Annotated in this window: 27 protein-coding genes; 17 read left to right on the forward strand and 10 right to left on the reverse strand. The window is 69.2% G+C overall.

From position 1 onward, the window contains the following. Positions 1 to 97: 97 nt before the first annotated feature. On the reverse strand, positions 98 to 1405 hold the full coding sequence (locus GC203_RS12440; protein ID WP_293454764.1) for a C69 family dipeptidase: 1308 nt from the start codon (positions 1403 to 1405) through the stop codon (positions 98 to 100). 186 nt (positions 1406 to 1591) lie between these two features. Between GC203_RS12440 and GC203_RS12445 the strand changes: the two genes are divergently transcribed. From GC203_RS12445 to GC203_RS12480, 8 genes are all read left to right on the forward strand, one after another. Further along, entirely contained in the window at positions 1592 to 1837 is a 246-nt protein-coding gene (locus GC203_RS12445; protein WP_293454765.1) for a helix-turn-helix domain-containing protein, read from the forward strand. 122 nt (positions 1838 to 1959) lie between these two features. Continuing rightward, positions 1960 to 2664 carry a protocatechuate 3,4-dioxygenase subunit beta gene (gene pcaH / locus GC203_RS12450; protein ID WP_293454766.1) on the forward strand — a complete coding sequence of 235 codons (705 nt, stop codon included), beginning with the start codon at positions 1960 to 1962 and terminating at the stop codon, positions 2662 to 2664. 2 nt (positions 2665 to 2666) lie between these two features. Next, on the forward strand, positions 2667 to 3266 hold the full coding sequence (gene pcaG / locus GC203_RS12455; RefSeq protein ID WP_293454848.1) for a protocatechuate 3,4-dioxygenase subunit alpha: 600 nt from the start codon (positions 2667 to 2669) through the stop codon (positions 3264 to 3266). Then, positions 3266 to 4417: a 3-carboxy-cis,cis-muconate cycloisomerase gene (pcaB, locus tag GC203_RS12460; RefSeq protein WP_293454767.1), complete on the forward strand. Its 1152-nt coding sequence runs from the start codon at positions 3266 to 3268 to the stop codon at positions 4415 to 4417. The genes pcaG and pcaB overlap by 1 nt, the downstream gene beginning before the upstream one ends. Continuing rightward, positions 4417 to 5196 (forward strand): 3-oxoadipate enol-lactonase, encoded by a 780-nt coding sequence (gene pcaD / locus GC203_RS12465; RefSeq protein WP_293454768.1) that lies wholly within the window; start codon positions 4417 to 4419, stop codon positions 5194 to 5196. The genes pcaB and pcaD overlap by 1 nt, the downstream gene beginning before the upstream one ends. After that, entirely contained in the window at positions 5196 to 5576 is a 381-nt protein-coding gene (pcaC, locus tag GC203_RS12470; protein ID WP_293454770.1) for a 4-carboxymuconolactone decarboxylase, read from the forward strand. The genes pcaD and pcaC overlap by 1 nt, the downstream gene beginning before the upstream one ends. 56 nt (positions 5577 to 5632) lie before the next feature. Further along, complete coding sequence (locus GC203_RS12475) at positions 5633 to 6991, forward strand: MFS transporter (protein WP_293454773.1); 1359 nt, start codon at positions 5633 to 5635, stop codon at positions 6989 to 6991. A gap of 127 nt (positions 6992 to 7118) precedes the next feature. Further along, positions 7119 to 9293 carry a TonB-dependent receptor gene (locus GC203_RS12480; RefSeq protein WP_293454775.1) on the forward strand — a complete coding sequence of 725 codons (2175 nt, stop codon included), beginning with the start codon at positions 7119 to 7121 and terminating at the stop codon, positions 9291 to 9293. A 56-nt stretch (positions 9294 to 9349) separates the two neighbouring features. Here GC203_RS12480 and GC203_RS12485 read toward each other — a convergent pair whose 3' ends face one another. Genes GC203_RS12485 through GC203_RS12495 form a run of 3 tightly spaced genes read right to left on the reverse strand, consistent with a single transcriptional unit; the run spans position 9350 to position 11312 of the window. Beyond that, positions 9350 to 9991, reverse strand: coding sequence for a carboxymuconolactone decarboxylase family protein (locus GC203_RS12485; protein WP_293454776.1), 642 nt, complete (start codon positions 9989 to 9991; stop codon positions 9350 to 9352). Between the two features lie 13 nt (positions 9992 to 10004). Beyond that, positions 10005 to 10394, reverse strand: a complete 390-nt coding sequence (locus GC203_RS12490; RefSeq protein ID WP_293454778.1) for a nuclear transport factor 2 family protein — start codon at positions 10392 to 10394, stop codon at positions 10005 to 10007. Positions 10395 to 10418: 24 nt separating this feature from the next. After that, entirely contained in the window at positions 10419 to 11312 is an 894-nt protein-coding gene (locus GC203_RS12495; protein ID WP_293454781.1) for an SDR family NAD(P)-dependent oxidoreductase, read from the reverse strand. Between the two features lie 174 nt (positions 11313 to 11486). On the opposite strand from GC203_RS12495, the gene GC203_RS12500 reads away from it, so the two are divergent. Genes GC203_RS12500 through GC203_RS12510 form a run of 3 tightly spaced genes read left to right on the forward strand, consistent with a single transcriptional unit; the run spans position 11487 to position 13781 of the window. Continuing rightward, entirely contained in the window at positions 11487 to 12605 is a 1119-nt protein-coding gene (locus GC203_RS12500) for a nuclear transport factor 2 family protein (protein WP_293454784.1), read from the forward strand. Positions 12606 to 12629: 24 nt separating this feature from the next. Continuing rightward, on the forward strand, positions 12630 to 13391 hold the full coding sequence (locus GC203_RS12505; RefSeq protein ID WP_293454787.1) for an SDR family oxidoreductase: 762 nt from the start codon (positions 12630 to 12632) through the stop codon (positions 13389 to 13391). A 15-nt stretch (positions 13392 to 13406) separates the two neighbouring features. After that, complete coding sequence (locus GC203_RS12510; protein ID WP_293454790.1) at positions 13407 to 13781, forward strand: nuclear transport factor 2 family protein; 375 nt, start codon at positions 13407 to 13409, stop codon at positions 13779 to 13781. A gap of 110 nt (positions 13782 to 13891) precedes the next feature. On the opposite strand, the gene GC203_RS12515 is transcribed toward GC203_RS12510, so the two are convergent. From GC203_RS12515 to GC203_RS12530, 4 genes are all read right to left on the reverse strand, one after another. Then, positions 13892 to 15199, reverse strand: coding sequence for an MFS transporter (locus GC203_RS12515; protein ID WP_293454793.1), 1308 nt, complete (start codon positions 15197 to 15199; stop codon positions 13892 to 13894). A 9-nt stretch (positions 15200 to 15208) separates the two neighbouring features. After that, complete coding sequence (locus GC203_RS12520; protein WP_293454795.1) at positions 15209 to 15922, reverse strand: glutathione S-transferase N-terminal domain-containing protein; 714 nt, start codon at positions 15920 to 15922, stop codon at positions 15209 to 15211. Positions 15923 to 16004: 82 nt separating this feature from the next. Next, on the reverse strand, positions 16005 to 18212 hold the full coding sequence (locus GC203_RS12525; protein ID WP_293454798.1) for a TonB-dependent receptor: 2208 nt from the start codon (positions 18210 to 18212) through the stop codon (positions 16005 to 16007). Between the two features lie 220 nt (positions 18213 to 18432). Next, a complete protein-coding gene (locus tag GC203_RS12530) occupies positions 18433 to 19041 on the reverse strand; it encodes a VOC family protein (protein ID WP_293454801.1) in 609 nt (202 codons plus the stop codon). A 147-nt stretch (positions 19042 to 19188) separates the two neighbouring features. On the opposite strand from GC203_RS12530, the gene GC203_RS12535 reads away from it, so the two are divergent. From GC203_RS12535 to GC203_RS12550, 4 genes are read left to right on the forward strand one after another with little or no spacing between them, the layout of a single operon-like run. Next, positions 19189 to 20193, forward strand: a complete 1005-nt coding sequence (locus GC203_RS12535) for a phosphotransferase (protein WP_293454804.1) — start codon at positions 19189 to 19191, stop codon at positions 20191 to 20193. Continuing rightward, entirely contained in the window at positions 20190 to 21488 is a 1299-nt protein-coding gene (gene eno / locus GC203_RS12540) for a phosphopyruvate hydratase (protein WP_293454807.1), read from the forward strand. Before GC203_RS12535 ends, eno begins: the two co-directional genes overlap by 4 nt. Continuing rightward, a complete protein-coding gene (locus tag GC203_RS12545; protein WP_293454810.1) occupies positions 21485 to 22432 on the forward strand; it encodes a 2-hydroxyacid dehydrogenase in 948 nt (315 codons plus the stop codon). Before eno ends, GC203_RS12545 begins: the two co-directional genes overlap by 4 nt. Continuing rightward, complete coding sequence (locus GC203_RS12550; protein WP_293454813.1) at positions 22432 to 23136, forward strand: alpha/beta fold hydrolase; 705 nt, start codon at positions 22432 to 22434, stop codon at positions 23134 to 23136. The genes GC203_RS12545 and GC203_RS12550 overlap by 1 nt, the downstream gene beginning before the upstream one ends. On the opposite strand, the gene GC203_RS12555 is transcribed toward GC203_RS12550, so the two are convergent. Continuing rightward, positions 23133 to 24182, reverse strand: a complete 1050-nt coding sequence (locus GC203_RS12555; protein WP_293454816.1) for a hypothetical protein — start codon at positions 24180 to 24182, stop codon at positions 23133 to 23135. The two genes, GC203_RS12550 and GC203_RS12555, sit on opposite strands and share 4 nt — an antisense overlap. Positions 24183 to 24291: 109 nt before the next feature. Here GC203_RS12555 and GC203_RS12560 point away from each other — a divergent pair, with 109 nt between their 5' ends. Next, positions 24292 to 24771: a MarR family transcriptional regulator gene (locus GC203_RS12560; protein WP_293454818.1), complete on the forward strand. Its 480-nt coding sequence runs from the start codon at positions 24292 to 24294 to the stop codon at positions 24769 to 24771. Between the two features lie 19 nt (positions 24772 to 24790). After that, on the forward strand, positions 24791 to 25378 hold the full coding sequence (locus GC203_RS12565) for an NAD(P)H-dependent oxidoreductase (protein ID WP_293454821.1): 588 nt from the start codon (positions 24791 to 24793) through the stop codon (positions 25376 to 25378). Here GC203_RS12565 and GC203_RS12570 read toward each other — a convergent pair. Beyond that, on the reverse strand, positions 25368 to 26407 hold a 1040-nt coding region (locus GC203_RS12570; RefSeq protein ID WP_293454824.1), incomplete at its 5' end, for an AMP-binding protein. The genes GC203_RS12565 and GC203_RS12570 overlap by 11 nt on opposite strands.

Consider the following 26407-nt stretch of genomic DNA (forward strand, 5'->3'; position numbering starts at 1 on the left):
TCGACCTGTTCGCGCCGCGGGGCGGCCTGGGGGCGGCGAGCCATCCGCGCCGGGTGAAGACGGCGGAGACGGGCGCCGTTGCACGCCTTTCGAGAGCCTAGCGGCCCAACGGCCTCAAGCCGGCGACCTGATCGAGTCGCGCCCAGCTTCGGCGATGCGGCGTGGCGGCCGGGACCGGGGGCGGCAGGGCGGCGAGCCAGCGGTCCTCGGCCGCGTCGGCCTCGCGCCAACACCGGGCGACGGCCGCGTCGAGGCCGCCCTCCGCGTGGGCGCGATCCATGCGGACCTGGAACGACGCTTCGAGGGCGTCGCGCTCGGGCGCGATCTCGGCCAGGACCTGGCCGAAGTCGCTCTGCAGCGCGCGGCGATGCAGGCGTTCGTGGCGCCACCACCGGCTCGCGCCGTCGCAGCGGTCGTCCGGCGCCGGCCCGAAGGGCGGAAGCGCCTGGCCGAGGACGATCGGCTTGAAGAGGCTGAGGCAGGGGGCGGATGCGCCCGTGACCCAGTGCACCGCGCGGCCGGGCGTCAGTTCGCTGACCATCGAGGCGACGGACTGGCTGCGGCGGGCGCCTTGCGCGGCATGCATGCAGAGGGTGCGGTTGCGGGTGTTCGCCGGGCTCCAGTCGGGGGCGTCACCGTGGTCGCGCAGGATCCTCATCATCGCGCCGGGCTCCAGGCCCGATCCGAAGCCGTCGAGGAGCGCCTGGCCCCGGGCGCAACGGCCTCTGCCGAATGAGACCGCGTCGCGGGCCTCGTCGATCAGGAGGGCGGCGACGTCGAAGCGTTCGGGCAGGCCGGCGGCGACGCCCTGACGCCGCAGGCCCGGGCTGATGGCGTCGAATCCCGGGCCGATGGAGTAGGCGTTGGACAGCGCCCGCCGGTCGCGCACGCGCTCGAGCGCCCAGTCGCGGCCGACGGTCTCCAGGACGAACGCTTCCTGCGGATCGGCGATGATAAAGCCGTTCTGGTAGTAGAAGCGGCCGAGGTGGCCGCAGTCTCCGCCCTGGCCGTGGCGCTCGAGGAGCTCGGTGATCACGGCGACGGCCTCCGCGGCCGTGGCGCCACGTTCGAGGCCGAGCCGGACGAGGTCCATGCCGATGAGGGCGCGGCGACGCTGGGCTGGGATCCGGGCGTGAAGCGCCTCGTTGCCGATGACGACCCCGTGCTCGTTGGCGCCCATCTCGGCGCCCCACATCCAGAACGGACGGCTGATCAGGCAGGCGTGGGTCGACCCGACGTCGGGAATCTCGATGTAGGTGACCCTCAGGGCGCCCGGGGCCGCGGCGCGCCGGGCCGGGACGAACTCCAACGCCTGGGCCTCGTTGCGCTCGCGGTCGCTGTTCTTGGCGAACAGGGCGCCGCCCCGAAGCGTGGAGCCGGCCAGGCTGACCAGGGTGTCGCACATCTCGCGCTCGCCGCGCGGCCGGTCGCGACCGCGCCCATGTTCCTAGCGCGCGTTCGCCGGAAGGGGAACGCCGGCGTCCAGGCGCGGTGGCGCCGGCGCTCGCAGGGTCGAGGCGTGGGTAGGCTTGCGCCCTGCCGCCCGGGCGCAGGGACGCGTACGACGGCGGGGTCGCTTCGGAGGTCCGCCATGCCCGACGCCCTGTCCGCCCTGCCGCCCCGCCTGCTCAGGACCGAGGAGGCCGCCCGTTGGCTGGGCCTGTCCGGCCGGACCCTGGAGAAGCACCGTTGCACCGGGACAGGGCCGGCCTACCGCAAGTTGGGCGGGCGCGTGGTCTACACCGTGGGTGACCTGCAGGCCTGGATCGACGCCGGCGTGCGCCGCTCCACGTCCCAGCCGATGTTCGGCGCGGTCCGTGGCGGGCGCGGACTCTGACCCCGCCTTGGGCGCTGGGCCTTGCGGCGGCGCCGTGCGGCCTGGCGGCCCGTCCCGCTGGCAACCGCAGGGATGGGCCGGCGCCCGCTGGACAGGGCGGGGGCGACATACTTAGATATCGAATGACTTTGGATTCCGAGTACCGCCGAGAGGACGAGACGGCGCATCCGCCGCATCTCTTCGAGGCCTACCGATCGACGGCCTTGCGCTCGCCGATGCAGCCTCTCATTCGCCTTCCGCAGATGGAGGGCGAGCTTAGCGGTCCAGTTGGCGGCGGCGCCGGTCTTTTGGGCCCGGCGATGGCCGATCTGACGCGGCAACACCGTGGCGAGCCGTTGGGCCAGCGTATCAAGGTCGCTGGTCGCGTGCTGGACGAAGACGGCCGTGCCGTTCCCAACACCCTCATCGAGATATGGCAGGCCAACGCGGCGGGCCGCTACATTCATGCCCGCGACCAGTGGGACGCCCCGATCGATCCGAATTTCACGGGAATGGGACGGGTCGTCACCGACGAGGAGGGACGTTACCTCTTCACGACCATTCGGCCGGGCGCCTATCCATGGGGCAACCATCACAACGCATGGCGTCCCGCGCACATTCACTTTTCGCTGCTGGGGCCGGCGTTCGCCACGCGGCTCGTGACGCAGATGTACTTCGAGGGTGATCCTTTGATTGCGCTGGATCCGATCGCCCAGGCCGTACCGGCCGACGCGTGCGAGCGGCTCGTGGCGCGCTTCGATCTCTCGCTGACCGAGCCCAGCCAAGCGTTGGGCTACGCCTTCGATATCGTGCTGCGCGGTCACGCGGCGACGCCGATGGAGGCTTGAGCGTGAGCGCTGGGCGGCTTGGTCAGACACCTTGGCAGACCGTGGGGCCATTCTTCCACTACGCGCTGCCGCAACCCGGCGGCGCCGATCTCGTCTCGCTCTCCGAAGCCGGGGCGCGGCCAGACCTGACTCCCCCCGACCACTTCCTGCTGACGCCGCCCGCCCGGGTGACGCCCCCCGGTGAGGTGATCGAGGTTGAAGGCCACGTTTTCGACGGCGAGGGCGTGCCGGTTCCGGACGCACTTGTGGAGGTCTGGCAGGCGGACGGAGAGGGCGCCTTCGGAGCGCTCTTCGGCCGCTGCGCCACCGCCGATGACGGCCGCTATGCATTTCGGACGGTGATGCCTGGACGCGTCGCCGGCCATGGCAACGCTCTCCAGGCGGCCCATATCGCCGTCGGCGTCCTGGGGCGCGGATTGCTGCGCCGGCTCGTCACCCGGATATACTTCGAAGGGCAACCTGGGCTGGACGAGGATCCGGCCCTGGTTGTCGTACCCGATGACCGCCGCGAGACGCTGATCGCCCGCTCTGTGGCGGCGGGTCGCTACCGTTTCGACATCGTCCTGCAAGGACCGCGTGAAACGGTCTTCTTCGACTGCTGATGGGCGCCAGGATTCGGGATCGGGCTGGGTCGACCGCCGAGATGCTTGAGGCGTTCGGCGATGAATCGCTCGTGGCGGCGGCGCTCAGCTTCGAGGCGGCCCTGGCGCGCGCCCAAGCCGCCGAAGGCGTGATTCCGGCCGCGCACGCAGCGCTTGTCGCGGAGGTTTGCGAGGCGCGTTTCGACATCGACGATCTCGCCGAGCGGGCGGCTCATGCGGGAACCCTCGCCATTCCATTGGTCGCCCTTCTGCGGGAGCGCATCGTCCAGCGTGCTCCCGATGCGGCTGGCGCGGTCCATCGGGGCGCGACAAGCCAGGACGTCGCCGACACCGCGCTGATGCTGCAGGCCAAGGCTGGCATGGGCCTCTTGATGCGTGACGCGAAGCGGCTCGAGGTCGCATTGGCGGCGCTCGCACGAACCCATGCCGCGACGCCGATGCTAGCGCGCACGCTGCTGCAACCGGCGGCGCCGATCACTTTCGGACTGAAGGCCGCGCAATGGCGAGCGGGGATCATGGGCGCGGTGGCGCGCCTGAACCGCGAGGCAGGCTTGGCTTTGGTGCTTCAACTGGGCGGACCGGTGGGCGCTCTGGGCGACATGGACGGTCGCGGCGTGGCCGTGGCCGAGCGCGTCGCCGAAACGTTGGGTCTTGCCGGGTCGGCGGCCCCTTGGCACGCGCGCCGCGAGGCCGTGGCGGGGCTGGGCGCGGCGCTGGCGATCCTGACCGGCGCCGTCGCCAAGGTCGCTCGCGACGTCGCTCTCATGGCGCAAGGAGAGGTCGCCGAGGCGTTCGAGCCGCGGGTTCAGGGCCGAGGCGGCTCGTCGGCCATGGCCCACAAGCGCAACCCCGCAGGCTGCCAGATCGCGCTGTCAGCGGCGGTCCGCACGCCGCACCTGGCGGCGACCCTGATGTCGGCGGCGCCCGGCGCGCACGAACGCGACCTGGGTGGCTGGCAGGCCGAGGCGCCGGTGCTGGCCGAACTGTTCCAACTGGCCCACGGGGCGGTCGTTGCGATGGCGGACGTCGCCGCCGGCCTGCAGGTCGACACAGTGGCGATGGCCCGCAACCTCGCGGCCGCCGACGTCGGAGACGACGTGGGAGAGGCCGAGGCGCTGACCCGGCGGCTGCTGGAAATGGACGGCGCGTGATGCTCGCCGTCGCTGAGGACGACGCGCGCCTATTCGCCGCCGTCGATGGTCCCGAAGCCGCGCCGCCGGTCGTCCTGTTGCACTCCATCGGGTGCGACCATCGCATGTGGACGGAACAGATGCCGGCGCTGGCGGAATGGCGCACGATCCGGCCCGACATCCGTGGGCATGGCCGCTCGGACGCACCGGCTGGCGACTACGCGCTGCCGCGCCTGGCCGACGACGTGCTGCGGATCCTTGACGCCCTGGACGTCGAGCGGGCGGTCGTCTGTGGCCTCTCGTTGGGCGGCGTGATCGCCCAGGCGCTCGCCTTGCGCGCGCCGTCTCGGGTGCGCGGGCTGGCGCTCGCCAACACGGCCGCCCGCATCGGCGCCGCCGAGGCCTGGACCCAGCGGGCCGCCCTCGTCCGCGCCGAGGGCCTGGGCGCCGTCGCCGAGATGGCCATGGCCCGGTTCTTCTCCCCAACTTTCCGTACGGAACATGCCGCCGACGTGGCGGCTTTCCGCAATGGTCTGCTGGCGACCTCGCCGCAGGGCTATGCGGGTTGCTGCGCTGTGCTGCGCGACGCCGACCTGACCCGCCAGATCGCGAGGATCGCGGCGCCTACGTTGGTGATCGGCGGCGCGCTCGACGTCTCGACGCCGCCCGAGCAGACGCGCAGTCTGGCCGACGCCATCCCTGGCGCGACCTACGTCGAGTTGGACGCGGCGCACCTCTCCAACGTCGAGCGGCCCAAGGCCTTCGCCGCCGCGCTCGTGAAGCACCTGGAGTCCTGCTGATGGACGAACGCGAACGCCACGCCCTGGGGATGACCAACCGGCGCACCGTGCTGGGCGAGGCCTACGTGGATGCAGCGACCGCAAGGTCCACGCCGTTCACCGCCGAGTTTCAGGACCTCATCACGCGCTACGCCTGGGGCGAGATCTGGAGTCGGCCAGGCCTCGACCACGACACTCGGCGTCTGCTCACGGTCGCCATGCTGATCGCGCTGAATCGCGAGGGCGAACTGCGCCTGCACCTCAAGGCCGCCCTCGAGCACGGGGTCGCGCTGGAAACTCTGAAGGAGGTGATCCTCCAGAGCGCGATCTATTGCGGCGTCCCGGCCGCCAACGCCGCGTTCCAGCTGGCCTCCGAGATCGTTGCCGAAGCCAACGGCTGATCGCGCCTTTCCGCGCACGTCCAATTGTGTAGAGATCTAAGCAATTGGAGGAACGCATGGCCGACGTGGAGATCATGGCGGCGCCGAGGGGGACGGCCGCCGAGGCCGAGGCGCCGGTGTCGACAGCCTATGCTTGGTACGTCGTGGCCGTGCTGTTGGTGGCCTACACGCTCTCGTTCATCGATCGGATGATCCTGAGCCTGCTGGTGGGGCCGATCCGCGCGGATCTGGGCATTTCCGACACCCAGATGAGCCTGTTGATGGGCTTCGCCTTCGCCATCTTCTACAGCGTCCTGGGCATCCCACTGGCCTGGGTCGCCGACCGTGGCAGTCGGCGGACCCTGATGTCGGCCGGCGTCGCCGCCTGGAGCCTGATGACCGCGGCCTGCGCGCTGACCCGCAACTACGCCGGTTTGTTCGCCGCGCGGATCGGCGTGGGCGTGGGCGAGGCGGCGCTGTCGCCAGCCGCCTATTCGCTGCTGGGCGACTACTTCCCGCGCGAGAAATTGGGCCGGGCCATGGCGGTCTATTCCATCGGCGTCCCGCTGGGATCGGGCATCGCGCTGGTGGCCGGGTCGCTCGTCGTGCGGTTCGTCACCGAAGGCCCACCGGTGGTCACCCCGCTGCTGGGCGAAATGGCGCCCTGGCGGCTGACGTTCGTCTGGATCGGCTTGCCGGGCCTGCTGGTCGCAGCCCTGATCGCGCTCACGGTGCGCGAGCCTCGCCGCCATGCCGCGGGTGTCCAAGCGGCTGACAACGGCGAGTTCATCGCCTTCCTCCAGGCCCGCAAAGCGGCGCTGGCGTCGCACTTCGCCGGCATGTCGTTGGTAGCGCTGGTGATGTACGGCGCCATGGCCTGGATCCCGCAGTTTCTCCATCGCACCTATGGCATGGCGGTGACCGAGGCCGGGCTGTGGTTCGGCGCGGCCACGGCCGGATGCGACGCCTGCGGCCTGCTGTTAGGCGGCTGGCTGGCCGACCGGCTCTACCGGCGCGGCTACAAGGACGCCCACCTTCGCGTGATCCGGCTGAACGCGGTGATCCTGCTGCCGCTGTTCGTGGGCATGGCGCTGGCGCCTACGGCCGGGATCGCCCTGGCTCTGCTGATCGCGGGCATGCTGCTGGGCACCATCCATGGCGGCGTGGCCGGAGCGGCATTGCAGATGATCGCGCCGGCGCGGCTGCGCGCGCGGGTGGTGGCGATCTACTTCCTGGTGGCCAACCTGGTCGGACTGGGGCTGGGCCCGACGGCCATCGCGCTGGTCACCGAGCAGGTGTTCGGTTCGGACGGCGCCCTTCGCTACGGCCTCGCCTTGGTTACCGGCGTGGCGCTGCCCGTGTCGGCTCTGATTCTCACCCTGGGCCTGAAGCCCTTCGCCCGCGCGGTGGAGGCCGCCGAGCAGGCCGGCGGCTGAGCCGGCCGCAGCCTTGAACGAACCTGCGCCGTCGGCCTCACCAAATGCTTAGCATTCTATCGAATATGATGTAGCCTCCTGTCATCAAAGCTTCGCGCGTGACGACGAAGCGCAGGGGGAAGAAGCAATGATCAAGTCACTCGCCAATGGCGTTTCGTGGGCGGCGTTCGGCGTCGCGTTGATGGCGGCCGGCCAGGCGGCCGCCCAGAGTTCGGCCGCCGAGGTGTCCGAACTGGTGGTGACCGCCCAGCGGGTCGAGGAGAACATCCAGAAGGTGCCGGTGGCGGTCAGCGCCTTCTCGAGCGCGGCGCTGGAACGGCAGTCGATCGAGACCATCCAGGACATCGCCCTGCGCACGCCCGGCTTCACCGCCGGCGCGGTCGACCCGATCCAGTCCAACTTCGCCATCCGCGGCATCGGCTCGGCCTTCGGGATCAGCCAGAACGCCGGCGGCGACGCCTCGGTCGTGGTGTTCGTCGATGGCGTCTACGCCGGCCGCGGCGGCACGCCCGACATCGACGCTCTCGACCTGCAGCGTGTCGAAGTGCTGCGCGGTCCGCAGGGCACGCTGTTCGGCAAGAACACCATCGGCGGCCTGATCCAGTACGTCAGCCGCAAGCCCGGCGCCGATCCGGCCCTGCGCCTGGAAGGCCAGTACGGCAACTATGACCGGATTTCGCTGAACGCGCGCGGCAACCTGCCGATCAACGACCAGTTGTTCGTCTCGATCGGCGGCTCGCTCAAGAAGCGCGACGGCTACGAGTTCAACGAGACGACGGGCCACGACGTCAACGACCAGGACCTCAAGACTGCGACGCTGGCGCTGCGCTATCTGCCGAGCGACGACCTGGATGTCGTGCTGGCGGCCGATTTCACCGATCAGGATCAGCGCGGCAACCCGAGGCACAACATCTGCAACGCGGCGTTCCAGGGCGGCGTGCACTGTGTCGGGATCAATCCCGACCCGCGTGTCGTCAACGCCTACACCGACGGCTATCTTCGGCGCTGGCTGCAGACCTACCGCGGTGAGGTGAACTGGAAGTCGCCGCTGGGCGAGATCACCTCGATCACGGCCTATCGCGCCGCGACGCTGAACTTCCGCACCCCGTTCTTCTCCAACCCGGTCAATCCGCCGAACCAGATCGAGTCCACCGAGACCGACCACGAGAAGAACAAGCAGTTCAGCCAGGAACTGCGGCTGGCTTTCGACACCATGGACGGCCGCCTGAAGGGGCAGGTGGGGGTCTACTACCTCAACGAGGACAACACGCGGATCGAGGATTTGCGCCAGGATTTCCCGGCGCCCACGATCACCGGCGTGGCCACCTATCCGCAGATGGTGAAGGGGCATAGCTGGGCCCTGTTCGGCCAGGCCAGCTACGCCATCACCGACACGCTCACCGCCACGGCCGGCCTGCGTCAGACGTGGGAGAAGAAGAGCGGCCACTTCATTGGCCGCAAGGTGTCGGGAACGGGCCTGCCGCCGCCGCTGGCGGCCGACTACGACGTGCGCGGCTCCAAGTCGTGGAACGCGTTCACCCCGCGGTTCGCCCTCGACTGGCAGGTGACGCCCGACGCCATGGTCTATGCATCGGCCACCCGCGGTTTCAAGAGCGGTGGTTTCCAGGGCATCGCCGGGTCAGGCCCCAGCCAATCGACGGCCTACGACCCCGAATATGCCTGGAGCTACGAGGGCGGGGCCAAGACCAGCTGGTGGGACAAGCGGCTGCTGGTGAACCTCTCGGTATTCCGTACCGACTACAAGGACCTGCAGGTCTCGCAGCTGGTGCCGCTGTGCTGCGTGGTCGTGGGCAACGCGGCCACCGCGCGGATCAAGGGCGTCGAGGCCGAGTTCGTGCTGACGCCGATCGAAGGCCTGCAGATCGACGGCGGCTACGCCTATCTGCACGCGCGATTCACTGACTTTGCGAGCGGGGCGAGCGCCAACTACACGGGCAACGACCTGCCGCGTTCGCCGCACGACAAGATCCACCTCGGCGCGCAGTACGGCTTCGACATCCAGGGTTGGGGTGTGCTCGGCCGGGTCGATTACACCAACCAGTCGCACAGCTACTTCGAGGCCTCGAACATCGCGACCCAGAAGCAGGATGGCTTCATCAACTGGGACGGGCGCGTGTCGTTGACCTCGCCGGACAAGCGCTGGGAGATCGCGGTCTGGGGCAAAAACCTCAGCAACGAACTGGTCCCAACCTATGTGACCGCGTTCGCGCCCTACCAGCAGGTGCTCGTTCCCTACGCGCCGCCGCGCACCTACGGCGTGACGCTGACCTGGAAGATGTGAGGCTGAAGGGGCCCCTCCCTTCACGGGGAGGGGCCCTTTTCGCGTCGGACTAGCTGCTACCGGCGCGATCCGCCCAGGAAGTCGTGGGCGTCGAAGCCTTCAGGAGCGGCGACCTCGACGATCGGTTCGTCGCGGTCGTCGAACTCCATCCGCAGCGCCCGCGTGATCACCGCGTGCATGGCGTAGAGCGTGGTGATGTAGGTGAACTCGAAAATCTCGTCGTCGCTCCAGAACGTCTTGAGCTTGTCGAAGACGGCCTGCGGGGTACGCCCGTCACCGCCGGTCAGGCAGTCGGCGTAGGCAAGCACCGCGCGCTCCTTGTCGTCGAACACGTCGGAGACCTGCCAGTGCGGGATCGCCGCGATCTTCGCTTCCGGGACGTCGAGCGCGCGCAACGATTTGCAGTGCTGCGAGAAGACGAACTGGCTGCCCTTCACCCACCCGGCGCGGGTCTGGCCCAGCTCGCGCAGCACAGGGTCGAGCTTGCGGTCCGGGTGGCGATAGACCGCGAAGCCGTCGACCGCGTGCTTGAAGATGTCGGGCGCGATGGCGAAGACGGTCCACCAATCGCCCGGGGTGCCGGTCGCGGTGCCCGGCTCGGCGACCGGATCGCGCCCCGGCCCGAACAGGCGATCATAATAGGCGTTGATGACGTCCGAGGTGACCTCGGAGCGCGGAACCTGGCGCAGCACGGGCATGGCGGCCTCCCAATCAAGCGAATTTGCGGAATTCCGCCACGGCGGCGGAGTCGAAGTATTCGTCCAGGCGGGTGATCTTGCCATCCTTCACCTGGCAGACGATGCAGGCCGACAGGGCGACCCGGACGCCGTCGTGCTTGCGCGTGCCGCGCAGCACGTGCTGGTGCACGAAGCCCTCCGGGAAGACGTTGACGCGCCGCTCGTCATAGAGGCGATCGATGATGCGCTCGGCCATGCCCTTGAGCGTCTTGCGGTTGTCTTCCGGCGACTGCTCCAGACCGTCGGTGTTGTGCCAGATCTTCGCGTCGGGCGCGTAGCAGGCGACCAGCCCATCGACGTCGCCCTTTTCCACACAGTCGAAGAAGTGCTTGGCGAGCGCGCGCATTGCGGCGTCATCGGACATGGATCGATCTCCCTGATGTCTGGTCTAGCGGCCCACGGCCACGTTCATGCGGCGGGCGCCGTTGGCGACCACGAGGGCCGCAATGTCGTCGCCCGGATAGTCGGGGTCGGCGGACTCGCCAAAAGCCGCGAGCAGCTCGTCGAACTGGGCCGCGGCCATATCTTTCCACTCGGGGTGGGTGATGATGAAGGCCTCGTCCGCCTCGATCGCGCGGACGACGCGTTCGCCGATCGGCCCTGGCGCCATGCCGCCCGCGAGCACTCCCGTCATGTTCTGCGCCGTCTGGGCCGCCTCGCCCTGCTCGGCGGCGCCGGGCCGCAGCCGAGCGGTGGTGGCGACGATCCCGGTGGCCGCCATGCCGGGGCACAGCACAGAGACGCCGACCTGCGTGTCGGCCAGCTCGTTGCGCAGACCCATGGCGATGCCCAAGGTCGCGAACTTCGACGAGATGTAGGCCGTCGAGATGGGCGGCGGCACGATCGCCACCAGCGACGAGGTGAGCACCACATGGGCTGGCTCGCCGGCGGCCTTCATCGCGCCCAGGAAGGTTCGGCAGGCATAGAGGTGGGCGTGGGCGTTGACCGCATAGACCCAGCGCCAGACCTCGGGATCGTAGGTCTCCAGCGGGCCGGAGCCGCCGCCGACGCCGGCGTTGCTGACCAGGATGCGTACGGGGCCGAACGCCGAGGCGGCTTCACCCGCCCGAATCCAAGCGGCTTCCTCGGCGACGTTGAGCGCGAGGCCCAGGGCGTCGACGCCCGTGGCGCGGAGTTCGGCCGCCGCCGCTTCCGCGCCGGCGCCGTCGATGTCGGCCAGGATCAGTCGCGCCCCCCGCGCAGCCAAGGCGCGAGCGGTCGCCAGTCCGATGCCGCTCGCGGCGCCCGTGACGAAGGCGGTCTTGTCTCTGAGGTCCTTCATCTCACTCCCTGGCGACGCTGTTCCGCGCCTTGATCCCAGCCTGGGCGCGTCCCGTTACGTCAATCAAGTTTACGGTTTTCACGAATGCGGGTTGGTCTGCTAGGACGAGTTAGTTAGGCTTCTAAGTGACGACCCGCGTCAACAGCGGGCGTCCGTCTGGGGAGGATGGTGTCGATGAGTTCCGCCGACTACAGCCCCGCCGCGCTTGCCGCGCGCGCCGAGATCACCGACGTCATCTACCGATACTGCCACGCCACCGACCGCCGCCGCTGGTGGCTGATGGACACGGTCTTCCACGAGGACGCCACGTGTCAGCTCTCGGTGATCGGCGGGTCGTGGCGCGAGTTCGTGCGGCAGGGCGAGGCGCTGCTGAAGCCTGTCGGCGTCACCCATCACCAGGTGGGCAACATCCTGATCGCGCTCGACGGCGATGTGGCGCACACCGAGACCTATCTGACCGCGTTCCATCGCGTGCCGGCCGACGCGCCGCCGGGCGGGCCGTTCGGCGGCACGGGCGAGACCTACGACGCCGTGTTCGGCGCCCGCTACATCGACCGTTTCGAGAAGCGGGGCGGCCGGTGGCGCATCGCCATGCGGCAGTCCGCGGCCGAGTTCCGCCACTACCGCCCGGCCAATGAAGGCGGACTGTCCGCAGTGCCGGACAAGTTCCGCGGGCAATGGGGCGAGGCCGATGTCTCGCGCCCGGTGATCGCGGCCTGGGAAGGCGGCGCCGCACAGGCCGAGACCCCCGACCTCGATGAACTCGCCGCCCGGGCCGAGATCGCCGACGTCGTGAACCGCTTCTGCCACATGGTCGACCGCCAGCGCTGGGAGCTGATCGACACCGTCTTCCACACCGATGGGACCTCGCGCTTCCTCGACGCGGTGCGCACCATCCCGCAAGTCGAGCAGAGCGGGCGCAACATGCTGGGGCCGCTCAGCGGCACGCTGCACCAGACCGGCAACATGCTGATCGAGATCGACGGCGACACGGCCTGGGCCGAGACCTACGTCACCGCTTTCCACGCCGTGCCGACCACGGCGCCCCCGGACACCTTCTGGGGCGGGCGCGAGGAGCCCTACGAGGGCGTGGCTGGCGGCCGCTACGTCGACCGGCTGGAGCGCCGCGACGGCCGCTGGAAGATCGCGGATCGGCAGACGCTGGTGGAATGGCGTCACGACCAGCCCGTGCGCGACGGAACGCTGGGCGAGGTCCCGGCGCAGTTCCGCGGCCAGCGCGGCGACGCCGACGTTTCGCGGCCGGTGGTGGCCGCATTGCTGGATCGCAAATAGGCGCAAAAGGCGAGGGAGAGCAGGATGGCGGGACGTCTCGCAGGCAAGGTTGCGATCATCACGGGCACGGGCAGCGGCATGGGCCGCGCGGCGGCTCTGATGTTCGCCCGCGAGGGTGCGAAAGTGGTGGGATGTGACATCAATTCCGCCGCGGGTAGGACGGCGGACGAAGCGCGCGCCGCGGGTGGCGAGATGGTGTCGCTGCAGCCCGTCGACCTGTCGGTTCCCGAGGGCGCGGACGAGCTGGTGGCCTTCGCGCTGGAGCACTACGGCCGCATCGACGTGGTCTACAACAACGCCGCCATGGCCTATTTCGCCTTTGTCGGCGAGATGGACTACGCCACCTTCAACAAGACCCAGGTGGAGGAGGTGGACATCATTTTCCATCTCTGCCGCGCGGCCTGGCCGCACCTGATCGCGGCGGGCGGCGGCTCGATCATCAACACCGCCTCGACCGCGGCCAAGAAGGGGTCGCGCGGGCAGGGGATGCTGGCCCACTCCGCGGCCAAGGGCGCAGTGACGGCCATGACGCGGCAGTACGCCTGCGAGGGCGGGCAGTACGGCATCCGCGCCAACACCATCTCGCCCGGCATGATCCGTTCGGCTCAGACCGAACCTCTCATGAAGCAGCAGGGCTGGACCGAACGGGCGGTCGCGCGCCAGCTCCTCCAGCGGATCGGCGAGCCTGAGGAGGTCGCCGCCACGGCGCTGTTCCTGGCCTCGGACGAGAGCGCCTTCATCACCGGAACCGACATCGCCGTCGACGGCGGCACGATGGCGAACTGAACGAACGGGCGACGCATGAACAATCTCGAACTTCTGAAGCGCATCTACGCCAAGGACCGCGAGGCCCTGTGGGGCAACATGCGCGACGACTTCACGGTGCATTCGCCCGGGCAGAACATCCTGGCCGGCACCTACGTGGGGCCGGAGGCTTTCAAGGCCCACATCGCTCGCATCCACGCCCTGACCGACAACACCTTCCACGAGACGCTGCAAGGCACGTTCTTTGCGGACGACACCTGGGGGCTGGTGGTGCATCGCATGACGGCGAAGCGGAACGGCAAGACCCTCGACACCTGGGGCTTCGGCCTCTGGCGCTTCGAGGATGGCAAGCTCACCGATCACTGGGAGAGCGTCGGCGACCAGGCCCACTGGGACGATTTCTGGTCCTAGAGCCCGTCAGGGTGAAGTGGCTACCGGTTCACCGCCCGGACAGGCTCTGAATTCCTGAAGATGGAGCCTTCTCGTCCGGATCAGGTGATCCCACCTGATCCGGGAAGGCTCTAGCCGGCCTCGCGGGCGACCGCCTCGGCGTCGCGCACGACGAAACGCGACATGGCGAAGTAGCAAAGCGCCGCGATCACCGCGGTCGGGGTGAGCGCGAGCATGGCGAAGCGTAGCGGGTCGGGCGCGCCCTGGGAGGCCAGGAGGTCGCTCAGCATGCCGATCGCCACCGGGCCGCCGCCCTGGCCCACGATGTTGAACGCCAGCATCAGCAGAGCCGTGACGGTGGCGCGGGCGGCCACGGGCGAGAGGTTCTGCACCAAGGCGAGCGCCGGGGCGACGTAGATCGTCGAGAAGATCATCGGGACGGTCATCAGCGCCAGCGAGATCCGCCAGTCGCCGGCCAGTAGCGCCAGGGCCAGGGTCGGCGCGGTGAGCAGCATCGAAAGCCCGGGCACCCAGGCATAAGCCGTCAGGCTGTGGCGCGAAGCCCAGTTCACCAGCGCGCCCCCGCCGGCGATGCCGATGCCGAAGCAGACGCCCGCCGCCAGCCCGAACCAGCGCGCCAGCTCCGCCAGGGGCATCCCCTGCACGCGCATCAGGAAGGCCGGGATCCAGGCGAGCATGCCTGTGCTGACGAAGGCGCCCAGCGCGCTGGCCACCACCAGCCAGCGGAGCGTCGGCCGCGACAGGAACACGCGCGCCGTCGCGCCCAGCGGGGCGGGCTTGGTGCGCGCGGCGGAGGCGGGATCGAGCGCTCCGCGCTGCGGCTCCCGCACGAAGATCACGAGGCAAAGGGCGGCCAGCAGGCCGGCCGCGGCCACCAGAAGGAAGGCGCTGCGCCAGCCGAACTGGCCCGCGGCCCAGCCACCGAAGGTGGCGCCCACGAACACGCCCAACGGGCCGTTGGCGGTGAAGAGGCCGATCACCGCCGGCCGCATGCGCGGCGGATAGTAGTCGGCCAGGATCGAGAGCGACGGCGCGGTTCCGCCGGCCTCGCCGACGCCCACGCCGAACCGGGCGATCGCCAGGTGCAGGAACGAGCCCGCGAAGGCGCAGGCCCCCGTGAACAGGCTCCAGATGAAGCAGGCGGCGCCCACGAGGCGGACGCGATGATAGCGGTCGGCCAGCATCGCGGCGGGCACGCCCATGATCGCGTAGAAGAACGCGAAGCTGAGGCCGGTGAGCAGGCCCAACTGAGTGTCGCTGAGCCCCAGGTCCTGGCGGATCGGCTCGGCCAGAACCGACAGGATCTGGCGATCCATGAAGTTGGTGGTTCCGACGGCCGTCAGCAGCAGCAGCGCCAGGACGCGCCCGGGCCGCGCGGCGGCCGGCGGGGCGGCGGTGATGGCTGCGGCCTGATCCATCCGGCGCGATCAGCCCTCGAAGCTCTTGAGCATGTTCTCGCCGAACAGGTTGGACCACTGCTGTGGGGTCAGCACCGGGCGCAGCTTCTGCAGGTTGGGGGCGTTGCGGGTCTCGGTCCCGCGCTTGACGGCCGGCCGTTCGCCGACCGCGTCCATCCAGCGCCGGATCGAGGGGTAGGGTTCTAGGTCGAAGCTGATGGCGTAGGTGGCCCGCACCCATGGCCAGGACGCGATGTCGGCGACCGAGTATTCCTCGGCGAGGTATTCGGCGACCGCCAGCCGGGCCTCCAGAACCGCCAGGAGCCGGCGGGCCTCGGCCCCGTAGCGGGCGACGCCGTAGTCCTGGCCCTCGGGCGCATAGCGGATGAAGTGGTGCGCCTGGCCATGCATCGGCCCCAGGCCCGCCATCTGCCACATCAGCCATTGCTGGGCGAGAGAGCGGCGGCGCAGGTCCGCCGGCATCAGTGCGCCGCCGGCCTTCTCGGACAGATAGAGCAGGATCGCGCCGGACTCGAAGACCGCGAAGGGCCCGCCGCCATCGGCCGGCTCGTGGTCGACGATCGCTGGAAGCCGGCCGTTGGGATTGATGCGCCGGAACTCGGGCGTCAGGTGCTCGCCCTCAAGCATGTTGTAGGGGACGAGCCGGTAGGGAAGACCCACTTCCTCCAGCATGATCGTCACCTTGTTCCCGTTGGGTGTGGGCACGAAGTGGACGTCGATCATGCGGCGGCTCCGGATGGCCGGGATCGGGGCGGGCAGAAGTCTGCGGCGGGCCCGCCGAAACCGGCCCGCCGCCTCTCCAGGGCTAGAACTTGAGGCCGGCCTCGATCGAGATGTTGCGCGGCGGCTCGACCCAGTAGAGGGCGCGGGTCACCGTCGTCACCGGCACCGGCAGGCGGAACGAGCCGCTGGTGGTCAGCTTGTTGGTCAGGTTGGTGCCGACCAGGGCCACGTGCCACTTGCTGTCGGGCGGCGACAGCTCGATGCGCGCATCGACCTTGGCGTAGCCCTTCTGCTTGCCGTAGGCGGGGCTCTCGTCGTCCGAGTTGAAGAACTTCGAGCGGCCGGACACGGCCACGGTGCTCGCGAGCTGGAGATCCTCGCTGATCGGGGTGACGTAGTGCGCCTTCAGCGTGCCGCTCCACTTGGAGATGTTCGGCAGCGGCTTGCCCTTGAGGTTGTTGGCCGCGACGCTGGCCGGAACGGTCGGGTTGCACTCGGTGATCGGTTGGGTGGCCAGGCACTGGGCGCCCGGATAGTCGTCGTACTTCACGTCCTGGTAGGCGCCGAGCGCGGTGATGTCGAAGCCCGTGGCAGGATACCAGGTCGCCGACAGTTCCACGCCCTTGCTGCTCGCCTTGGCCGCGTTGCCGACGATGTAGCTCTGGATGTTCGGATTGTAGGTCGAGACCTGCAGATCCTTGAACTTGGTGTCGTAGACCGCGCCGTTCAGAACCAGCCGGCCGTCGGCCAGGGTGCTCTTGATCCCCGCTTCGTAGTTCTGGGACTTCTCGGGGTCGAAGGTGAAGGTGGCGTTGGTCGTGCCGTAGGTGTTGCTGACGAAGCCGCCCGACTTCGAGCCCTGGCCATAGGTCGCATAGACCATGATCGCCGGCGCGACGTCGTACTGCAGCGTGACCGACGGGTCGACGTTGCCTTCCGAGATCCGGGCGTTCGCGGTGGTCAGAGGCCGGAACGGGAAGGGCCCAAGCAGGGACTTCACGCTGAAGTCGCCCCGCTTCTTGGTGTGCGAGTACCGCAGGCTGCCCAGGATCCGGAAGTTGTCGGCCACGTGATAGGTGCCCTGGGCGAAGGCCGACCAGGATTCCGACTGCTGCTTGAAGTGGCTGTAGGGGATGAACTCGCCCAGGCCGGCGATGAAGTAGTAGTTGTACTGGTCAACCATGTACTGCTGGTTGTCGTAGTACGCCCCGACGATCCACTCCAGCTTCTCGCCGGTCGGCGACTGCAGGCGCAGTTCCTGCGACCACTGCTGGAACGTTTCGGGATAGTTGTTCGCCACCGTCAGGGGCGTGAGGCCCCCACCCGGGACCGCCTGGTCGAAGTCGTTGGTGTGCTTGGCCTTGAAGGTCGAGAAGCCGCTGACCGACACGACCGTGACCGCGCCGAGGTCCAGGGTGCCGGTGCCGGCGACGTTCCAGGCGATGGTGTCGAAGCCGGCCTCGCCCAGCGGGCCGTCGTCGGTGTAGCGGGTCTTGACCGGCTGTTGGCCGCCGGTCAGCGGGCCCGCGACGGTCACGTTGCCCCGCTGCCGAAGCTGGGCGTACTCGACCTTGCCGACGTAGTCGAAGGTGTCGGTCGGCGCGTACTTCACCGTGAGGCGAGCCAGCGCCTGCTTGGTGGTGAGCTCATCGCGGCCATTCTGGCCGAGATTCTCGATGAAGCCGTCCTTGTCCATCAGCTTGACCGCCAGACGCGCGCTGACCTGATCGGAGATGGGCCCCGAGACGTAGCCCGAAAGCTCGGGTCCATCCTGGTTGAAGTTGTAGACGCCGGTGACCGCGCCTTCGAAGGTCGAGGTCGGCTGGGCCGAGATGATGCTGACGGCGCCGGCGGCGGTGTTCTTACCGAACAGAGCGCCCTGCGGCCCCCGCAGCACTTCGACGCGTTCCAGGTCGAAGAACGGGGCCATGAACTGGCGGCCGCGGCCGGCGTAGATGCCGTCCACGTACATGCTGACGGCCTGGTCGAAGGAGTAGTTCTGCGACGGTGAGCCGAAGCCGCGAATGTAGATGACGTCATTGCCGCCGATGTTGCCGACGTTGACGTTCGGCACGCTGATCGCGCGGAAGGTGTCGGCGTGGAACGCGTCGATGGCCTTGGCCGACACGACCTCCATCGAGATCGGCACGTCCTGCAGGTTTTCGGCGCGCTTCTGGGCGGTCACGACCACCTCGGTGACGCCGGTCGCCGCCGTGGCCTCGGCCGCCAGCGCGCTCGCGGCGAGCCCGCTCACCAGCATGGTGGTGGCAAATAGAATCCTGGCGTTCATCGCCGCCTCCCCCTCTGAAACCCCGTCGACGTTCTCGTGGTCGAACTTGGTCCGCGTGTGTGCTCGCTCGCCCTGATCGTCAAGGAAATTGACGTGAGAGCAAGCCGGGACCACCGCTCCAGCGCCGGTCCTTAGATTTATAATTAGATTCCTAAGTGTTCTTGTCAACGGGAAGCGACGCCGCCTTCGCAGCGTCGCTCACGGTTCCCGCCGGGTGTGGCTATTTTGCCGTTTCGAGGGCTCGCGTATCAGCCTGAAGCACCACGGACCGCGACTTCTTGCCCTCGGCGTCGACCGCCTCGTGCGCCACGTCCTTGTCGGTGAAGCCGGTGTGCGTCCAGGCCGCGAACTCCAGCATCACGCCATCCGGATCCCAGAAGTAGACCGAGCGCACGAACACGTCGTCGGTGATCTCTTCGCTGACCTGGCTCGCGGAGTTGTCGTGGTTGAGCACCTTGCCCAGCTTCACGCCCTTGGCTTCCAGCTTCGCGAGGTACTCGTCGAACCGCTCGGCGGGGACGTTGAAGGCGATGTGGTTCATCGAGCCGTGGGCCGAACGGATGTCGCCGCCGCCGGGAAGCTGCGCCGGGGCCGAAATGCCGGGCGCGGCCTCGGGCGCGTTCGGGAACCAGAAGAAGGCCAGCGAGTCGCCGTTGCCGATGTCGAAGAAAAAGTGCTGGCCCATGCCGCCGGGCAGGTCGATGGTCTTCACCAGGGGCATGCCCAGCACGTCGCGGTAGAACTCCACCGTCTTGGCCATGTCCTTGCAGACCAGCGCGAGGTGGTTGACGCCGCGGATGTCGAATTCACGATTGGTCGGCTGAGCCATGTTGTCCTCCTGTTCGTTCCGAGCCTACGCCCGATCATCATTGGGCGCATTAAAGGCCAGGATTGCCGTTTCGTCAATTTGATTGACGGTTCGCCGGCGTGGCGACGGTGTCTGGACCAATTTCACTTAGGATACTAAGTATCTGCCGTGACCACCAATCCCGAGATTGTCCGATTGCTGGAGGTCGGCGGCTTCCTGCCCAAGGGGGCGACCGCCGATCTGCATCCCTTGACGGGCGGCGTTTCGAGCGACGTCTTCCGCCTGGACCTGCCGACCGGCCCGGTCTGCGTGAAGCGCGCGCTCCCGAAACTACGGGTGGCCGCCGACTGGCGCGCGCCCGTGGAGCGGTCGCACTACGAGGTCGAATGGCTCCGTACGGCGCGGGCGTTCGCCGGCGAGGCCGTTCCGGAGGTGCTCTACGAGGATCCAGACGCCAACCTCTTCGTCATGGCCTTCTTCGATCCAGCCACGCACAGCGTCTGGAAGGCGGAGCTTGCGGCGGGCCGCGTCGACGTCGCGTTCGCGGGGCAGGTCGGGCGGATGGCGGCCGCCATCCACGCCGGCGCGGCCGGCCGGGCCGACATCGCCGAGCGATTCCAGACCACCGCGCTGTTCGAGGACCTGCGCCTGGCCCCGTTCCTGCGCCGCTGCGCCGAGGCGCATGCGGACTTGGCGCCGGCCCTGACCGCGCTGGCCGATCGAACGGCGGCGTCGCGCATCTCGCTGGTCCATGGCGACGTGAGCCCCAAGAACATCCTCTGCGGGCCGAACGGGCCCGTGCTGCTGGACGCCGAATGCGCCTGGTACGGCGACCCGGCCTTCGACTTGGCGTTCTGCTCGACGCACCTGTTGCTGAAGACGGTGTGGAAGCCGGCGCACGCCCCGGCGTTCCTGGACGCGTTCGCAGCGTTGCAGGCCGGCTACCTGGACGGCGTGACCTGGGAGGCGCAGGCGGGTCTGGCCGTGCGCGCGGCGGAGCTCACCGCGGCGATCCTGCTGGCGCGCGTCGACGGCAAGTCGCCGGCCGACTATCTGCAGACCGAGGCCGACCGCGGTTTCGTGCGCGAGACCGCGCGATCGCTGGTGGCGAGGCCCGCCGCCGACATGACCCAACTGGCCGCGCGGTGGCGCGAGCGCCTGGAGAGCCGATGAAGACGACCATCACGACGGTGCGCGCGCGCCAGATCTGGGATTCGCGGGGACGTCCCACGGTGGAAGCCGACGTCGTGCTGGAAGGCGGGGCGACCGGGCGGGCCTGCGCGCCGGCCGGCGCTTCGCGCGGGGCGCACGAGGCCATCGACCTGCGCGACGGCGGGGCCCGGTTCGGCGGCTTCGGGGTCGATCGGGCCGTGGCGGCGGTCAACGGCGAGATCGCCAAGCTGTTGCAGGGCCGCGACGTGCGCGACCAGTCCGGCCTGGACGCGGCGATGGTCGAGGCGGACGGGACGCCCAACCTGGCCCGCCTGGGCGCCAACGCCACCGTCGCCGTCTCGCTGGCGGCCCTGCATGCCGCCGCAGCGGCCGAAGGGCTCCCGCTCTGGGCCTATCTGGCCGACGGGACGAGCCCGCGCATGCCGCTGCCCGAGATCCAGATCTTCGGCGGCGGGGCGCATGCCGGCCGCCGCACCGACGTGCAGGATTTCATGGTCATGGCGCCGCGCGCCGACAGCGTGCGTCAGGCGCTGGAGATCACCGGCGACGTCTTCCGCGCGGCCGGCCGGCTGATGGAGGAGACCGGACGGCTCGCCGGCGCCGCAGACGAGGGCGGCTGGTGGCCGATGTTCGACTCCAACGAGGACGCTCTGGCGGCGCTCACCAAGTCGATCGAGATGTCGGGCCACCGTCCGGGCGAGGACGTGTTCATCTCGCTCGACGTGGCGGCGAACGAGCTGTTCGATGGCGGCCGCTATCGCCTGGGCCTCGACGGCGCGGAATTTTCCAGCGAAGCCATGGTGGAGCGAGTGGCCGAGTGGGTGGCCCGCTATCCGATCCTGTCGGTGGAGGACCCGGTGTCGCAGGACGATCTCGACGGAATGGCGGCCGCGACGGCCCGGTTCGGCGACCGCGTGCAGCTGATCGGTGACGACATCCTGGTGACGAATGCCGACCGAGTCGCGAAGGCGGCCGCGGCCGGCGCGGGCAACGCCGTGCTGGTGAAGGTGAATCAGGCCGGCGTGGTCACCAAGGCCAAGGCGGCGCTGGACGCGGCCAAGGCGCTCGGCTGGGGCGCCATCGTCTCGGCGCGCTCGGGCGAGACCGAAGACGTGAGCATCGCCCATCTGGCGGTGGGCTGGGACGCCGGCCAGATCAAGGTGGGCAGCTTCGCCCGTTCCGAGCGCATGGCGAAGTGGAACGAGCTGCTGCGCATCGAGGAAGCGATGGGCGAGGGCGCGACCTTCGCCGGCGCCTCGGCGTTCGCGCCGTCGGTGGCGGCCGCCCTGCGGTGAAGGCGCTGCTGCACTATCGGGCCAGCGAGGGCTTCCGCGCCCAGCTGGCGCGGTTCGCCGCCGAGTTCGCCGTCGATGCGGTCGTCGTCGACGAGGACGACGAACAGGGCCTCGCCCGCGAAATCGCCGACACCGAGGTGCTGCTGCACGTTCTCAAGCCCGTGACGGCGGCGATGCTGGCCCAGGCGCCGCGCATGAGGCTGGTCCAGAAGCTGGGCGTGGGCGTGAACACCATCGACCTCGAGGCCGCCCGAGCGTCAGGCGTGGCGGTGGCCAACATGCCTGGAACCAACAGCCAGGCGGTCGCCGAGATGACCCTGGCCCTGATGCTCGCCGTGCTGCGCCGGCTCTCCTATCTCGATCCGCTGACGCGGGCGGGGTGGGGGTGGTCGCCGGATCCGGCGCAGATCGACGGCACGGGCGAGATCGCCGGGCGCACGGTCGGCTTCGTGGGCTATGGCTCGGCGCCCTCGCGGCTGGGCATGGCGCTGGAGGCGCTTGGCGCGCAGGTCATCTACACGGCACGCAGTCCGAAGCCGGACCTGCCGGGCGAGGCCGTGGCGCTGGAGACCCTGCTGGCCAAGGCCGACATCGTCTCGCTCCACATTCCGCTGACCGATGAGACTCAGGGCCTGATCGGGCGCGAGGCGATCGCGGCGATGCGGCCGGGCGCGATCCTGATCAACACCGCCCGCGGCGGGCTGGTCGACGAGCCGGCGCTGGTCGAGGCGCTGGCTTCCGGTCGTCTCGGCGGGGCGGGGCTGGACGTGTTCGGCCAGGAGCCCGTCGATCCCGCGAATCCGCTGCTCGCCTTGCCCAATGTTGTAGTCGCGCCGCACATGGCCTGGCTGACGCCCGAGACGCTCGAGCGCAGCCTCGCCGCCGCCTTCGAGAACTGCCGCCGCCTTCGGGCAGGCGAGCCGTTGCAGAACCAGGTCGTCTGATGCCCCGTCCCGCCGTCGTCTTCGCCTCCGGCCAGCTCCTGACCCAGGAGGTGTGGGCGCCGCAAGCCGCCGCCCTGTCGCGCGACTACGACCTGCGCTTCCCCGACCACAGCCGCGACGAGACGATCGCCGGCATCGCCGACCGGCTGCTCGACGAGGCGCCGGACCGGTTCCATCTGGTCGCTCACGCCATGGGCGGCTTCACGGCCTTCGAAGTGCTGCGCCAGGCGCCGGAACGGGTGATCTCGCTGGTGCTGATCGCGACGCTCGCCCCCAACGACGGGCCGGCCCAGACCGAACGGCGGCAGGGCTATATCCGGCTGGTGGAATCCGGGCGGTTCGCCGAAGTGGTCGAGGAGCGGATTCCGATCCTGGTGCACCCCGCGCGCCGTGAGGACACGCCCCTGCTGGATGTCGTGCGGCGGATGGCGGCGGAGACCGGGGCCGAGACCTTCCTGCGCCAGCAGCGGGCGATCATGACCCGCGCCGACAGCCGCCCGTCCCTGGGCGCCATCGCGTGCTCGACTCTGCTGATCCGCGGCGCGCAGGACGGCATCACCACGCCGGCGCACCAGGATGATATGCTGGCGGCGATTCCCGGCTCGCGGCTGGAGGTGATCGAGGATTGCGGTCATCTGCCGACGCTGGAGCGGCCGGCCACGACCAACCGCATCCTCGCCGACTGGCTGACGGCGGCTGGCTAGCCCTGCAGCTCGCGGCGCACGATCGCCGCGCCGTCCACCATCGCCTTGAGCTTGCCGAAGGCGACGTGGCGACTGTGGTACTTCATCCCGCAGTCCGGAGCGATGATCAGCCGCTCGGCGTCGATGTAGGGCAGGGCCTCACGGATGCGGGCCGCCACGATCTCGGGCGTCTCGACGTTGGGATCGTTCAGGTCGATCACGCCGTACATGATGTGCTTGCTGGGCAGTTCGCGCAGGATCGAGGGGTCGAGCTTCGGCTGGGCCGCCTCGATCGAGATGATGTCGACGTTCGACGCCTCCAGCTCCTCGAGGAAGCCGTAGCCCTTGGGCTTGGCGGCCCCCTTGTGCACGTGGGCGTAGCCGAAGCAGATGTGCAGCGCGGTCAGCCCGCCCACGTCCTTCACGGCCCGGTTGATGGCGTCGATGGCGAATTCCCGCGCCTGGTCGGCCTTGGCCTGCAGGTAGGGCTCGTCGAGCTGGACGATGTCGACCCCGGCGGCGAACAGGTCGCGGGCCTCGGCGTTGACCGCGTCGGCGTAGTCCATCGCGAGCGCCCGGTCGTCGGCGTAGTAGTCGTTCTGCGCCTGCTGGGTCATGGTGAAGGGACCCGGGATGGTGATCTTCACCCAGCCGCCGGCCCGCTGCTTGAGGAAGCCCGCGTCCTGCGCCTCGATAGGGCCGGCGCGGCGGATGGGCCCGGTGACGCGCGGCACCGGGTTGGCCGCGCCCGTGCGGTCGATGGCGACGCCGGGATTGTCGATGTCGATGCCTTCCAGCGCCGTGGCGAGCCGGTTGGAATAGCTCTCGCGCCGCATTTCGCCGTCGCCGACGATATCGATGCCGGCCAGCTTCTGGTCGCTGATCGCCACCAGGGTCGCGGCTTCCTGGGCGTCGGCCAGCATCGGACCTTCGATTCGCCACAGCTCCTGGGCCCGCACCCGCGGCGGCAGCCGGCTCTTCAGCCCCTCCCGGTCGATCAGCCAGTCCGGCTGCGGATAGCTGCCGACGATCGTTGTCGGCAGGAGGGGCAGACCGGGGAACGACATCGGTTGACGACCTAAATAATTAGCATTCTATGCATTTCGTAGAAACGGTAGAGGGGCCTGTCAACAGCCGCTGATTGCAGCGCTTGATTGGCGGTGGAATGGTCAGCCGATGAGCGACACCGGATTCTACGCCGATCCCAGCAACAGCATCGGCTACCTCACCCGCATCGCCTTCCGGGCGTTTTCCCGCGCCCTGGAGGTGCGAACCGCGCCCCATGGCGTTTCCAGCGGACAGTGGCGATTCCTTCGCGTGCTGTGGCGGGAGGACGGCCTGACCCAGCGCGAACTCAGCCGCCGCGTGGGCATGCGCGAACCCACGACCGTCATCGCCCTCAAGAGTCTTGAGCGCAGCGGCTTTGTCACCCGCCAGAAGAGCATCGAGGATCGCCGCAAGGTGCACGTCTTCCTGACGCCGGAGGCGAGAGCGCTCCACCCCGTGCTGATGCCGGCCGTCGCCGAGGTCAACCGCGTCGCGCTCGAAGGCCTTACCCCCACCGAGATCGAGGTGCTGAGGAAGGCCCTGACCCAGGTGGGCCGCAACCTCGCCGCGGACGTCAAGGAGGACGTCCCCACCGATTCCGCCGTCTGAGCCACCACGAAGGACACCGATGCCCGTCAAGCTTCTCGCCCTTTCCGGCAGCACCCGCGCCGGCTCGCTCAACCAGGCCCTGGTCGCCCTGGCGGCCGCCGAGGCGCGCGCCCGCGGCGCCGAGGTGACCGAGATCAGCCTGAAGGCGTTCGACCTGCCCCTGTACGACGGGGACATCGAGGCCAATGCGTTCCCGCAGGGCGCGCGCGACCTCAAGGCGCTGTTCCGTAGCCACCACGGCTTCCTGATCGCCTCGCCGGAGTACAACGGCGGCGTCAGCGGCGTGCTGAAGAACGCCATCGACTGGGTTTCGCGTCCGACCGACGGGGAGGGCCTCGTGGCGCTGAGCGGCTTCCGCGGCAAGGTGGCCGGCCTGATGGCCGCCTCGATCAGCCCGTTCGGCGGGCTGCGGGGCGTCGCTCACCTGCGCCAGATCCTGTCCACCATCCAGGTGGTGGTGGCGACCGAGCAGGTGATGATCCCCTTCGCGCTCAACGCCTTCGACGAGACCGGCGCGCTGAAGGAGCCGCTGCCGGCGCAACTTCTCGGGGGCATGGTGGCCCGCGTGATCGACCTCGCCGAGCGGCTGGAGCCGCCTACCGCCTGAGCCCCGCGTCGAAGGGCAGGGCGTAGCCGGTCATCCGCTGGCGCAGCAGCTTCTTGTCGATCTTGCCGGTAGCGCCCAGGGGGATCTCGTCGACGAACAGCACGTCGTCGGGCATCCACCAGCGGGCGATCTTGTCCTCGAGGAAGTCCAGGAACTCCTGCTTCTCGGCCGCTTCGTTCGGCTTGAGCTGCACCAGGAGTACGGGCCGCTCGTCCCATTTGGGATGGACCACGCCGATCACGGCGCACAGGGCGGCCTTGGGATGGCCCATGGCCAGGTTCTCGACGTCGATGGAGCTGATCCACTCGCCGCCCGACTTGATCACGTCCTTCGCCCTGTCGGTGATCTGCATGTAGCCTTCGGGGTCGATGGTGGAGACGTCGCCGGTGTCGAAGAAGCCCTCGTCGTCCAGCACTTCGCCGCCCTCGGCGCGGAAGTAGCCGCTGGCCACCGTCGGGCCCTTGATCATCAGGCGGCCGAAGGTCCGGCCGTCGTGCGGCAGGCGCTGGCCAGCGTCGTCGACCAGCTTCAGATCGAGGTTGCACACCAGCCGTCCCTGCCGGAGCTTGCCGGGCAGCTGCGCCTCGAAGTCGAGGCCCGGGACCTTAGGGACCGAGACGGTCGCGAGCGGGGAGGTCTCGGTCATCCCCCAGCCTTGGATGACGTCGACGCCGTAGTCGTCGTGCAGCGTGCGGATGATCGATTCCGGACAGGCCGCGCCGCCCACCGTCACCCGCTGAAGGGTGGAGAGCTTGCCGCCGGTCTCCTTCAGGTGCGCGAGCAGCATCTGCCAGATGGTGGGCACGCCGGCGGAATAGGTGACGCCCTCGGTCTCCATCAGCTCGTGCAGGGCGGCGCCGTCCAGCTTCTGGCCCGGCAGCACCAGCTTGGCCCCCACCATCGGGGCCGAGTACATCACGCCCCAGGCGTTGGCGTGATACATCGGCACGATCAGCAAGACCGTGTCGCGGGCCGACAGGTTCAGCGCGTCGGGCTGCAGGGTCATCATGGCGTGCAGGTAGTTGGATC

Origin of the sequence: Phenylobacterium sp., assembly GCF_016124325.1 — a bacterium.
In the GTDB taxonomy this organism is placed as follows: domain Bacteria; phylum Pseudomonadota; class Alphaproteobacteria; order Caulobacterales; family Caulobacteraceae; genus Phenylobacterium.